An 11,626-nucleotide genomic window follows, 5' to 3' on the forward strand; every position below is an offset into this window, starting at 1 on the left:
CGTGCCTGTTTGCGACCAATCACATGTCAGGATGCCTGCTATCAGTTCAGGCAATAGATCAGATGAAGGGCTATATCGCGCCTGCGATAATTTTATCTTTCAACCAGTTAAATATTGGATCGCGATCAAGACTGCGATGCCAGCTCACAAATTCACGCATCACCGGAAGATCAACCGGCACCGGGAAAATACGCAGCGGCAGATAGCGGGCATACTGCGCCGCCAGCCGCCGATGCATGGTGGCGATACGCGAGGTCCCCATCAGCAGGAGCGGCAAGGAATGATAGCTGTTTGCCACCACCTCCAGCCGCCGGGTAAGGCCGAATTCAGCAAAAAGCGTCTCCTCCAGGCCCGGCTGACGCTCGCGGCCAAACTCGACGGCAACGTGCCCCAGCCGCAGCCAGTCATCAAGGGTGAGCGTGTTACCCACTTCCGGATTCTCCTCCCAGGCCATGCAGACAAACTGCTCTTCAAACAGTAAAGCCGAGGGCTGGTCTGCCGGCATAAAACGTTCCGGCGCTATCATCATGTCGAGCTCGCCGCGGTTTAACATGCCGAGGGACTGATGGTCCGGCGACAAAAAGGCAAAGGTGATATTCGGCGCCTCCTGATGCACCACCTGTAGCACATCTTTTAACATGATATTAATCACATAATCGGAGGCCATGATGCGAAAGTGGCGCTTGCTGGTTGCAGGCTCATCAATGGGCCTTCTGGCAATGGAGGTCTGAATTTTAAGCAGCACTTCCTGAACGGAAGGATGCAGTTCCCGCGCCAGCGGCGTAGGCAACATTTTGCGTCCAACCTGCGTCAGGAGATCGTCTTCAAAATAGGTACGCAGCCGGTTGAGCACACCGCTGGTGGCAGACTGGGTCATATGCAGGCGGCCTGCGGCGCGGGTAATGTTCTGCTCATCCAGCAGCACATCCAGAGCTACCAGTAAATTCAGATCGAGGTGTTGATAACGCATACTCATCCTGCCTGTAACGAGTGTTAGCCTATCCTAAAGCCACAAATTAACATTGTGATAACTTTTTATTCACTTAATAAATACCAATATTGTTTTTTGCGATAGCGATCATCTTACTTTGCGATTAGTGGCTGCTTCCCGGCTTGATTAGGCTCAGGGTCTTGTCCCCCTGGAAAGAGAACGGCTAATGGCTATAAAGAACGTATTGATTGTCGGCGGCGGTATTGGCGGGCTATGTGCTGCCATCGCCCTGCGCCGGACAGGTATCGCGGTCGATCTGGTGGAGATCCAGCCTCAGTGGCGGGTTTACGGCGTGGGTATTATTCAGCAGAACAATGTTGTGCGTGAGATGCAGCGTCTGGGCGTACTGGAGCGTTATCTGGATGCGGCCTGGCCTTTCGAGGACGTTTCCCTGCATACGCTAAGCGGCCAGCATCTGGCGAGTTTTCCGGGGAAAAGGCTGGCAGGCGCACAGTTCCCGGCAAACGTGGGCATTTCCCGCCTGGCGCTTCATCAGGTGCTTTGTTCTACCGCGACGGAGCTGGAGGCGGCGATTACCACCGGGCAAACCATAACAGGATTGCGGCAGGACAGTGAAGGCGTGGAGGTGGATTTTACAAATGGAACCCGCCGCCGTTACGATCTACTGATTGGCGCGGACGGGATTTACTCTTCGGTACGGCGCATGATCTACGGCGACCGTTTTACGCCACGTTTTACCGGGCAAGGGGTCTGGCGCTATAACTTCCCGCGCCCGGAATATGTCGATCACTTAATGTGTTTTATCGGTGAAAACAGCAACTGCGGGTTGGTGCCGTTAGGTAAAGAGCTGATGTATCTGTTCGTAACCTCCCACGAAGCAGATAATCCCCGATTCGCCCATCATGAACTGGCGGCGCAAATGCGCCAGCGCTTACCCCTCTGCGACGGGATAATAGGCGAACTGCGCGAACAGATCGTCAACAATGACCAGGTGGTATACAAACCGATGGAAGAAGTTTTTGTCGATGCCCCCTGGTTTAGCCAACGGGTGGTGCTGACAGGCGATGCCGTACACGCTACCACGCCGCATCTTGGACAGGGTGCCGGAATGGCCATTGAAGATGCGCTGGTTCTGGCTGAAGAACTGCAAATTCATGACCATCCTGAGCAGGCGCTGGCGGCGTTTTATGCGCGCCGACGCGACAGATGCTACCGAATCTGGCGTGACTCCCTGCGCGTGGGAGAAAGCGAAATAGCGAATGACCGCCAGTTCGATCGCCAGGCGGTAATCCGCGGGATGATGGAATTTACGGCTACCCCCATTTAGTCTGCATCACGGCGCCGTTCCGCTGAACCGCGAAAGCGGCTCAGAAAAAACATCACGCCAGGTTTTCGTCACCGTTCTGCTGGCGAGAACCGGAACGGCAACCCCCCCTCAGTAAATTCCGTTAATTCCCCCGTTGCCGCAGATGCCAGACCGGTCCGGTCTATGCTGTCTATACTTTACCGTTAACGTTTTGTTATGGGAGGTAAGATGGAGTATCTGGCGCGACTTAACGTCGTTACGTTATTAATGTCGACGACATTCTGGATCAATCTCGGCATCGTTTTCGTTGTCACGTTAATCACCTGGTGGCTGATCAACTGGCTGCTGAACTTCGTTTACCGAACGATCGAACGTACGGATAAAAAAGAAATTAAGCATCCGGGCCTGCGTATTGTCGCTTTCGATATGCTGAAGCGCACCAGTAAACTACTGATATTATTCGCCGCGTTTTTATTCAGTTTGCGCTTCGTCGCTCTTCCCGATCGCCTGTTTTCCACCCTCAGCCACGCCTGGTTCCTGGTGATCGCGATTCAGATCGCCATCTGGCTGGATCAGGGGGTGCAGTCGTGGATGCGCTATCTGCTCCACTCGCCCGGTACGCATAAGAACCCGGTTACGCTGGTCATTCTGGGCATGATCCTGCGGGTGGTCGTCTGGTCGATGATGCTGCTGTCTATCCTGGCGAATGCGGGTGTGGACATCACCGCGCTGGTGGCAAGCCTCGGGGTGGGTGGTATCGCCATTGCGCTGGCGGTACAAACCGTCCTCAGCGACGTCTTCGCCTCGCTATCGATTGGCTTTGATAAGCCCTTTGAGATCGGCGACTTCGTGGTCTTCAACGATGTCGCTGGGACCATCGAACATATCGGCCTGAAGACCACGCGGATCCGCAGCCTCAGCGGCGAGCAGATTGTCTGCGCCAACGCCCAGCTGTTACAGCAGACAATCCATAACTACAAGCGGATGCAAACGCGACGCATTGTGTTCACCTTTGGCGTGGCGACCTCCACCCCGCCGGAGAAGCTGCGCATCATTGGCGATCTGGTGAAGGAGATCATCAACGACGTCGGCGAAACGCAGTTCGATCGCGCGCATTTTCTCGCCTTTAACCAGGACCGGTTGACCTTTGAGGTCGTTCATATCGTCAATACCGCGGATTACAATAAATATATGGATATCCAGCAGGAAATTAATATCCGTATTATTGAAGCGCTGAATGAACAACAGGTCGAACTGGCGCTGCCGAGTCTGGTGGTGCGTTCGCCGGTGCAGGTCGCGGGGGCGGAAAATTCGCTCCATGTTCTGCACGCGCAGGCAGGAAAATAGCGCTATGATGGTGTTTTTAAAAGGAGGTAACGATGGCCAAATTATTACAGCTTCACTTTGCGTTTACGGGTCCGTTTGGGCAGGAGATGTCTGAGCAGCTTCGGGGGCTGGCGGAGTCCATTAATCAGGAACCCGGGTTTATCTGGAAGGTCTGGACAGAGAGTGAACAAAATAAAGAGGCTGGCGGCATCTATCTTTTTGAAAACGAAGAAACCGCGCTCGCTTATCTGCAAAAGCATACCGCACGGCTGAAGCAGTTTGGCGTTGACGAGGTTATCGCCAAAGTCTTTGACGTTAACGTGCCGTTAAGCCAGATAAACCACAGCCACGTCGCGTAAGACGTGCGTTTCAGGGGGCTTTGCCCCCTTTTTCCCCTTCCCCGCGCCTTCACCGTTTCGCAGACTAAACCCGCCCTGACATAGACAGACTGACGCCCAGGCACTACATGTTATTCATGTCGGTCGCCGTTAGCGCGTCTTTGGGATGGGAGGTCAGTATGTCTGTAGTGGTGATTACCGGAGGTAGCGCCGGGGCGGGAAAAGCCATCGCCGTGCGTTTCGCGCAGGCTGGGTATGATGTTGCGGTGATTGCCAGAGATGATGAGGGGCTTCAGGAAACCTGTGAGGCATGTGAACAATATGGCGTAAAAACGCTTGGCATCAGCGTTGATGTGTCGAAGGCCAATGCGACGCAGGATGCCGCCGAAAAGATTGAAAGTCGGCTTGGCGCCATCGATGTCTGGGTCAATAGCGCCATGTCGACGGTGTTATCGCCGTTTCGCGAAATCACGCCTGCCGAATTTCAGCGCGTTACCGAGGTGACATACCTGGGCTTCGTCAACGGCACCCGCGCGGCGCTGGCGCTGATGATGCCCCGGGACAGAGGCATTATCATTCAGGTGGGTTCCGCGCTGGCCTACCGTTCGATACCGCTCCAGTCGGCCTACTGCGGCGCTAAGGCGGCAATCCGCGGTTTTACTGACGCCGTGCGCACCGAGCTGATGCATGAACACAGCCAGGTGCAGATCGCGATGGTGCAAATGCCGGGAATGAACACCCCGCAGTTTGCGTGGTCGCGCAATAAGATGGACGCGGCGATGCAGCCTGTCCCGCCGGTTTATCAACCCGAGGTCGCCGCAGAGGCGGTGTTCAGCTTAGTTAAACGTCCCGTTCGCGAACTTTGGGTGGGAAAAAGCACCGTTCAGTCGATTATCGGACAGTTTTTCTTTCCGCGCTGGCTCGACCGGCTGATGGTAAAAAAAGCCTGGGAAGGCCAGCTCACCGACGATCCCAGCCCGCATGACAGTGCAGATATTCTCTATACTCCGCGGCGAGGAAATCACCCCACGCACGGCGAGTTTGGCGAAGGCGCAAAAAACCGCGCGGTTACGCTTTCATCCGACTTTCCGGGTAAAGTTGCGACCGGCGCGGCCGTTGCCGCCGCCGCGCTGATCGTTGGGCTGATAATCCGACGTAAAAAACGCTAATTCCGCCGCCGGTCAGCGCAGACAGGAGAGATATTTTTCCCCGGAACGCAGCACAATCTGCTGCGCACCGGCGGGAATGTCCTGCCCTTCAAACGCACCGTAGAGACGCTGAAACGGAACGTTACGCAGGCGCTGAACGATTCCTTCAACGCAAGCGGCCGACAAAGGCAGCATATTGGGGTAGCTCCACATAAATGAGACGGCGCTGGCGCCGGGAGTCACCTGGAGAATATCCCCGGCAAGAAGCGTGCCGTCGCCCTCCTGCCACAGCAGCACGGTTCCGCCGGGAAAATGGCCGCCAAGCCGCAGCAGCGATACGGAGGGCAGCAGGTCAAGGAGATCGCCTTCCCACAGGCGAATATGCCGGCTGTCACGCATGATCCACTCGCGGTCAGCGGCGTGCAGGTACACGGGCGCATTAAACGCCTCCGCCCAGTCCTGCATGGTGGTGTAATAATGCGGGTGTGAAATAGCGATGGCGCTTAAACCGCCCGACGCCGCAATCAGCGATTTTGTTGCCGCGTCCAGATTGGCGATACAGTCCCAGAGAATATTGCCATCGGGCGTTTGCAGCAGAAAGGCTCTCTGGTTGATGGCAAAAGAGGGAACCGTTTTGAGACTGAACAGGTGCGGCATGTGTTGCCGCCACTTGTTCGAATGACTCTCCGTCAGCGCGTTAAAATCGATCCAGGCCTGCCCGGAGACCGGCACATACTGCCGCTCATCCTCACAAATTTTACAGCGTCCGGTATAGCCCTGCGTCTCGTCATACGAGGTGCCACAGGCTTTGCACAGTTTAATCATCACCCCTCCTGCTCATGCTTCCGACCCGAATAAGTATGGCAGAGGATGCGCTAATAAATGTCCGTCGCCTGCAGCCGCTATGTCTACACTTAACAGATGTGATGACATCACCGCTTATGGGATAAAAACAAAAGTAAGCGTCTCATTTAAACCGTCTGGTCTGTTTCCTCCGGCTCCACAAAAATAATGTCCATCATTTTTAGTGGACACTATCGTATGGAATACCGGACCTGGATTACTGAAGCTTTACGCCTTCACTTCGAAGAACATTTACCTCGGGTTGTGGCCGGACGTCGCCTGGGTGTACCAAAATCAACAGTTTGTAGTATGTTCGTGCGCTTTCGGAGAGCTGGCCTTTCGTGGCCTTTGCCCGCAGGCATGTCGGAGCAGGAACTTGATGCCTGCCTTTACGGACAATTTTCCACGGTACCAGTCGTACGTCCTGAAAGCACCGTTATATCCGAAACCCCCGTGGTAAAAAAACGTCCCCGGCGGCCCAACTTCCCTTATGAGTTTAAAATCGCCTTAGTGGAGCAGTCACTGCAGCCCGGAGCCTGTGTGGCGCAGATCGCCCGGGAAAACGGAATCAACGATAACCTGCTCTTCAACTGGCGCCATCAATACCGGAAAGGTGGCCTGCTGCCTTCCGGAAAAAATATGCCGGCACTGCTTCCCGTGACGTTAACGCCGGAGCCGGATAATAAAATCCCGGCCCCCGCACAGGAACCAGAGCAGATAAATACACCGTCCGACAGTCTGTGTTGTGAGCTGGTTCTGCCGGCCGGAACTCTCAGGCTTAAAGGTAAACTGACGCCGGCGTTATTACAGACACTTATCCGCGAAATAAAAGGGAGCAGCCACTGATGATATCTCTCCCTGCAGGTTCGCGTATCTGGCTGGTTGCAGGTATCACCGATATGCGAAATGGCTTTAACGGCCTGGCATCAAAAGTTCAGAACGTCCTGAAGGATGACCCGTTCTCCGGACACCTGTTCATCTTCCGCGGACGCCGGGGTGACCAGATAAAAGTGTTGTGGGCTGACAGTGACGGACTGTGCCTCTTCACCAAACGCCTGGAGCGGGGCCGCTTCATCTGGCCAGTCACCCGTGACGGCAAGGTGCACCTTACTCCGGCTCAGTTATCCATGCTTCTTGAAGGTATCAACTGGAAGCACCCGAAACGAACGGAACGCGCTGGAATCCGCATATAACCCGTTGTAAAGTGAGGATATGGACACCTCACTTGCTCATGAGAACGCCCGCCTGCGGGCACTGTTGCAGACGCAACAGGACACCATCCGCCAGATGGCCGAATACAACCGCCTGCTCTCACAGCGGGTGGCGGCTTATGCTTCCGAAATCAACCGGCTGAAGGCGCTGGTTGCGAAACTGCAACGTATGCAGTTCGGTAAAAGCTCAGAAAAACTTCGCGCAAAAACCGAACGGCAGATACAGGATGCACAGGAGAGAATCAGCGCACTTCAGGAAGAAATGGCTGAAACGCTGGGTGAGCAATATGACCCGGCACTGCCATCCGCCCTGCGCCAGTCTTCAGCCCGTAAACCGTTACCGGCCTCACTTCCCCGTGAAACCCGGGTTATCCGGCCGGAAGAGGAATGCTGTCCTGCCTGTGGTGGTGAACTCAGTTCTCTGGGATGTGATGTGTCAGAGCAACTGGAGCTTATCAGCAGCGCCTTTAAGGTTATCGAAACACAACGTCCGAAACTGGCCTGTTGCCGGTGCGACCATATCGTGCAGGCACCAGTACCTTCAAAACCCATTGCACGCAGTTATGCCGGAGCGGGGCTTCTGGCCCATGTTGTCACCGGGAAATATGCAGACCATCTGCCGTTATACCGCCAGTCAGAAATATACCGTCGTCAGGGAGTGGAGCTGAGCCGTGCCACACTGGGGCGCTGGACAGGTGCTGTTGCTGAACTGCTGGAGCCGCTGTATGACGTCCTGCGCCAGTATGTGCTGATGCCCGGTAAAGTCCATGCTGATGATATCCCCGTCCCGGTCCAGGAGCCGGGCAGCGGTAAAACCCGGACAGCCCGGCTGTGGGTCTACGTCCGTGATGACCGTAACGCCGGTTCACAGATGCCCCCGGCGGTCTGGTTCGCGTACAGCCCGGACCGGAAAGGCATACATCCACAGAATCACCTGTCCGGTTACAGCGGAGTGCTTCAGGCCGATGCTTACGGTGGCTACCGGGCGTTATACGAATCCGGCAGAATAACGGAAGCCGCGTGTATGGCCCATGCCCGGAGAAAAATCCACGATGTGCATGCAAGAGCGCCAACCGATATCACCACGGAAGCCCTGCAGCGTATCGGTGAACTGTATGCCATCGAAGCAGAAGTCCGGGGATGTTCAGCAGAACAGCGTCTGGCGGCAAGAAAAGCCAGAGCTGCGTCACTGATGCAGTCACTGTATGACTGGATACAGACTCAGATGAAAACACTGTCGCGTCACTCGGATACGGCAAAAGCGTTCGCATACCTGCTGAAACAGTGGGATAGCCTGAACGTGTACTGCAGTAATGGCTGGGTGGAAATCGACAACAACATCGCAGAGAACGCCTTAAGGGGAGTGGCCGTAGGCCGGAAAAACTGGCTGTTCGCGGGTTCTGACAGCGGTGGCGAACATGCGGCGGTGTTGTACTCGCTGATCGGCACATGCCGTCTGAACAATGTGGAGCCAGAAAAATGGCTGCGTTACGTCATTGAGCATATCCAGGACTGGCCGGCAAATCGGGTACGCGATCTGTTGCCCTGGAAAGTTGATCTGAGCTCTCAGTAAATATCAATACGGTTCTGGCGAGCCGCTTACAAACAAAATGGACGTGACAGTATGAAAAAAGTCGCCATTGTCGGCGTGGGGCCCACCGGAATCTACACCTTCTTTTCCCTGCTGAAAGAGAACGTTCCTCTGGAAATTGTCCTCTATGAACAAGGAGAAAAAGCCGGCGTCGGAATGCCTTACAGCCGGGATGATAACAGCAAAATGATGCTGGCAAATATTGCCAGTATTGAAATTCCGCCGCTGTTTACCACTTACCTTGAGTGGCTACAGACGCAGGATAGCGAACTTCTTGCCCGTTATGGCGTTGAAAAAGAGACGCTGCATCACCGTCAGTTTCTGCCGCGTATTTTACTGGGCGCCTATTTCCATGCTCAGTTTCAGCAGGCGGTAGAACAGGCTAAAAAACAGGGCTTCAGCGTCACTGTTCATGAATCCACACGAGTGACAGACATTGAAGCTGTCAGTGAGGGCGTGCTGCTGTGGACGCAGGATGCGCCTTCAGCCACCTTCGTCGACTTAGCGGCGATCGCCACCGGCCACGTGTGGCCGGAAGAAGAGGCGTCGACACTCGCCTTTTTCCCCAGCCCGTGGTCCGGTTTATTGTCGGCGGATATTCCGGCCTGTAAGGTCGGCATAATGGGAACCTCGCTGAGCGCGCTGGATGCCGCAATGGCGGTAGCAATACAGCATGGAACGTTTCATGAGTCGGATGAGGCGCACGTAAGCTTTACGCGCGATAAAGGCAGCGAGGATCTGGAGATTGTCCTGATGTCGCGTTCCGGTATTTTTCCGGAAGCCGACTTTTACTGCCCTATCCCCTATGAGCCCTTGCAGATTGCCACCAAAGAGGCCGTGATGGGTGAAATCGACGCCGGTTCGACCGGTCTGCTCGATCGCGTTTTCAGGCTGATGGTACAAGAGCTTGCCCTGGCAGATCCGCTATGGGCGGAGAAAATCGCCCTGCCAACCCTGGATGCGGACAGCTTTGCTCCGGCGCTGTTCGCTGACCGGCAGCGAAATGACCCGTTTGCATGGGCCAGCGCCAACCTTGAAGAAGTGGAAGCCAATAAACGGGATAAGCGCACCGTCCCCTGGCGCTATGCCATCCTTCGTCTTCATGAGGTTGTCCAGGAGATTGTTCCCCATCTCAACGAACAGGATGCGGAACGCTTTCGCGCCGGGCTTGCCCGCGTGTTTATAGATAACTATGCCGCTATTCCCTCTGAGTCAGTTCGTCGGATGCTGGCGTTGCATGCGGCAGGCCTGATCCGCATTGTCACGCTGGGTCAGGATTACGATATGGTGCGCAAAGAGAAACGCACAGAGATTTTCGCTAACGATAACCGCTACGTTTTTGACGTTTTCATCGATGCCCGCGGACAAAAGCCGCTGGAGACGAAAGATTTACCGTTTGCGCGTCTGCGCAGACAGCTACAGTCCTGCGGCGATGCGATTCCGGACATCGGGGAAGACTATACGTTGCAGGCGCCCGAAATTGCGCGCGGAAAAATCGCCTTTGGCGCCCTGCCTTACCTGATGCACGATCGTCCTTTCGTTCAGGGAATTACCGCCTGCGCGGAAATTGGCGCGGCGATGGCGAAAGCGGTTCTCGCCCCGGCAACCCGCGTTCGCAGGCGCTTGTGGGTTATCGATCGCTAAGGCTACCGATTTCGCTCTGCCCTTGGCGGCGTTTTTGCCATATACTTGTTGCATATCAAAACTGAATAAATACAGGTGAGCAATGGAAATTGATCTGGATAATCTGGTCTTTGACGGACTTGAAGAAGCTCAGGAGCGTAACGCCGGGCGTTTGCAGGAGGCGGATAAGCAGGCGGAGTCGGTAGTAGCCGACGACGACTGCGGCGATGCCTGCAAAATCTGACAACCAAACCGGCGCAACGCCGGTTTTTTTACGCCTTGTGAAGTGCTCACGGCGCACTGAGGCCGGATCTGCGCCATCGCTAAAATCTTTCGTATTTAGCAACCAGGCGTTAACAAACAATTTACTAATAACTTTTTGTATATAAATAAGTATTTTTTCTTATTTGGTAGCCGGAGCGGGATATGGGAGCGTTAAAGGACAAACATAACTACAGGGATTTAAAAAATGATGGCAATGAAAAAATCACCACTGGCGTTCGGCGTTATGCTCGCGGCAGCGCTTACCGTTACTGCGGCTCAGGCCGATCAACTGGCCGATATTAAAGCGGCGGGCGTGCTTAAGGTCGCGACGTTCGACGCCAATCCGCCTTTTGGTTCCGTGGATCCGAAAACGCATCAGATTGTCGGTTACGATGTCGATTTCGCCAACGCGCTGGCGCAATCCCTTGGCGTAAAGCTTGAGCTGGTCGCCACTAACCCGGCCAACCGTATTCCGCTTCTACAGTCCGGCAAAGCGGACCTGATCGTGGCGGATATCACCATTACGCCCGAACGCGCCCGGGTTATCGACTTCTCTGTGCCCTATTTTGTTACCGGCCAGCAGTTCCTGGTTCCGGCAACGTCGCCCGACAAACTGGAGGAGTACAGCCGCGCGCGCATTGGCGCGGTGAAGGGCACCACCGGCGAGCAGGCGCTACACCAGCGCTTCCCGCAGTCGCGCGTGCTGGCCTATGACGACATTCCGCTGGCCTTTACCGCCCTGCGCAACGGTAACGTACAGGCTATTACTCAGGATTCAACCATTCTGGCTGGCCTGCTGGGCGGCGCGCCGGATAAAGCGAATTTTAAAATTCTGCCCGATCTGCTGAGCAAAGAAGAGATCGGCGTGGGGGTGAAAAAAGGCGAACCGGCGCTGCTCAAGGCCGTTAACGATGAACTGCTGAAGCTGGAAGCCAACGGCCAGGCAGCCAAAATTTATGACGCCTGGTTTGGCCCGCAAACGAAAAATCCACAGCCGCGCTCGTTTAAGATCGAGGCGAAGTAA

12 protein-coding genes are annotated in these 11,626 nt (G+C 55.1%); 10 read left to right on the forward strand and 2 right to left on the reverse strand.

Annotated elements, in window-relative coordinates:
- Positions 1 to 70 precede the first annotated feature (70 nt).
- Positions 71 to 970: a LysR family transcriptional regulator gene (locus K7R23_RS19475; RefSeq protein ID WP_012905660.1), complete on the reverse strand. Its 900-nt coding sequence runs from the start codon at positions 968 to 970 to the stop codon at positions 71 to 73.
- 187 nt (positions 971 to 1,157) lie between these two features.
- Between K7R23_RS19475 and K7R23_RS19480 the strand changes: the two genes are divergently transcribed.
- From K7R23_RS19480 to K7R23_RS19495, 4 genes are all read left to right on the forward strand, one after another.
- Complete coding sequence (locus tag K7R23_RS19480) at positions 1,158 to 2,279, forward strand: FAD-dependent oxidoreductase (protein ID WP_012905659.1); 1,122 nt, start codon at positions 1,158 to 1,160, stop codon at positions 2,277 to 2,279.
- Between the two features lie 207 nt (positions 2,280 to 2,486).
- Positions 2,487 to 3,605 carry a mechanosensitive ion channel family protein gene (locus K7R23_RS19485; RefSeq protein WP_012905658.1) on the forward strand — a complete coding sequence of 373 codons (1,119 nt, stop codon included), beginning with the start codon at positions 2,487 to 2,489 and terminating at the stop codon, positions 3,603 to 3,605.
- Between the two features lie 32 nt (positions 3,606 to 3,637).
- Entirely contained in the window at positions 3,638 to 3,943 is a 306-nt protein-coding gene (locus tag K7R23_RS19490) for a monooxygenase (protein WP_012905657.1), read from the forward strand.
- 158 nt (positions 3,944 to 4,101) lie between these two features.
- Positions 4,102 to 5,091 (forward strand): SDR family oxidoreductase, encoded by a 990-nt coding sequence (locus K7R23_RS19495; RefSeq protein ID WP_012905656.1) that lies wholly within the window; start codon positions 4,102 to 4,104, stop codon positions 5,089 to 5,091.
- A gap of 12 nt (positions 5,092 to 5,103) precedes the next feature.
- Here the strand turns inward: K7R23_RS19495 and K7R23_RS19500 are convergent, their stop codons facing one another.
- On the reverse strand, positions 5,104 to 5,895 hold the full coding sequence (locus K7R23_RS19500; protein ID WP_012905655.1) for an MBL fold metallo-hydrolase: 792 nt from the start codon (positions 5,893 to 5,895) through the stop codon (positions 5,104 to 5,106).
- A gap of 186 nt (positions 5,896 to 6,081) precedes the next feature.
- Here K7R23_RS19500 and tnpA point away from each other — a divergent pair, with 186 nt between their 5' ends.
- The 6 genes from tnpA (at position 6,082) to K7R23_RS19530 (ending at position 11,626) form a co-directional block, all read left to right on the forward strand.
- Positions 6,082 to 6,759 (forward strand): IS66-like element accessory protein TnpA, encoded by a 678-nt coding sequence (gene tnpA / locus K7R23_RS19505; RefSeq protein ID WP_012904569.1) that lies wholly within the window; start codon positions 6,082 to 6,084, stop codon positions 6,757 to 6,759.
- The gene (gene tnpB / locus K7R23_RS19510) at positions 6,759 to 7,106 is read left to right on the forward strand and encodes an IS66 family insertion sequence element accessory protein TnpB (RefSeq protein WP_012904570.1); all 348 of its coding nucleotides are present in this window, start codon (positions 6,759 to 6,761) and stop codon (positions 7,104 to 7,106) included. Before tnpA ends, tnpB begins: the two co-directional genes overlap by 1 nt.
- 19 nt (positions 7,107 to 7,125) lie before the next feature.
- On the forward strand, positions 7,126 to 8,697 hold the full coding sequence (locus K7R23_RS19515) for an IS66-like element ISCro1 family transposase (protein ID WP_012904571.1): 1,572 nt from the start codon (positions 7,126 to 7,128) through the stop codon (positions 8,695 to 8,697).
- Positions 8,698 to 8,748: 51 nt separating this feature from the next.
- Entirely contained in the window at positions 8,749 to 10,359 is a 1,611-nt protein-coding gene (locus K7R23_RS19520) for an FAD-NAD(P)-binding protein (protein WP_012905654.1), read from the forward strand.
- 82 nt (positions 10,360 to 10,441) lie between these two features.
- A complete protein-coding gene (locus K7R23_RS19525; RefSeq protein ID WP_148222079.1) occupies positions 10,442 to 10,582 on the forward strand; it encodes a hypothetical protein in 141 nt (46 codons plus the stop codon).
- Positions 10,583 to 10,816: 234 nt separating this feature from the next.
- Positions 10,817 to 11,626 carry an ABC transporter substrate-binding protein gene (locus K7R23_RS19530; protein WP_231851617.1) on the forward strand — a complete coding sequence of 270 codons (810 nt, stop codon included), beginning with the start codon at positions 10,817 to 10,819 and terminating at the stop codon, positions 11,624 to 11,626.

It is taken from the genome of Citrobacter rodentium NBRC 105723 = DSM 16636 (genome assembly GCF_021278985.1).
GTDB lineage: Bacteria > Pseudomonadota > Gammaproteobacteria > Enterobacterales > Enterobacteriaceae > Citrobacter_A > Citrobacter_A rodentium.

Coding starts and splice junctions, on each gene's coding strand:
- tnpA (WP_012904569.1), top strand. CDS start 6,082: ATGTCCATCATTTTTAGTGGACACTATCGTATGGAATACCGGACCTGG.
- K7R23_RS19500 (WP_012905655.1), bottom strand. CDS start 5,895: ATGATTAAACTGTGCAAAGCCTGTGGCACCTCGTATGACGAGACGCAG.
- K7R23_RS19525 (WP_148222079.1), top strand. CDS start 10,442: ATGGAAATTGATCTGGATAATCTGGTCTTTGACGGACTTGAAGAAGCT.
- K7R23_RS19475 (WP_012905660.1), bottom strand. CDS start 970: ATGCGTTATCAACACCTCGATCTGAATTTACTGGTAGCTCTGGATGTG.
- K7R23_RS19485 (WP_012905658.1), top strand. CDS start 2,487: ATGGAGTATCTGGCGCGACTTAACGTCGTTACGTTATTAATGTCGACG.
- K7R23_RS19495 (WP_012905656.1), top strand. CDS start 4,102: ATGTCTGTAGTGGTGATTACCGGAGGTAGCGCCGGGGCGGGAAAAGCC.
- K7R23_RS19530 (WP_231851617.1), top strand. CDS start 10,817: ATGAAAAAATCACCACTGGCGTTCGGCGTTATGCTCGCGGCAGCGCTT.
- K7R23_RS19480 (WP_012905659.1), top strand. CDS start 1,158: ATGGCTATAAAGAACGTATTGATTGTCGGCGGCGGTATTGGCGGGCTA.
- K7R23_RS19490 (WP_012905657.1), top strand. CDS start 3,638: ATGGCCAAATTATTACAGCTTCACTTTGCGTTTACGGGTCCGTTTGGG.
- tnpB (WP_012904570.1), top strand. CDS start 6,759: ATGATATCTCTCCCTGCAGGTTCGCGTATCTGGCTGGTTGCAGGTATC.
- K7R23_RS19520 (WP_012905654.1), top strand. CDS start 8,749: ATGAAAAAAGTCGCCATTGTCGGCGTGGGGCCCACCGGAATCTACACC.
- K7R23_RS19515 (WP_012904571.1), top strand. CDS start 7,126: ATGGACACCTCACTTGCTCATGAGAACGCCCGCCTGCGGGCACTGTTG.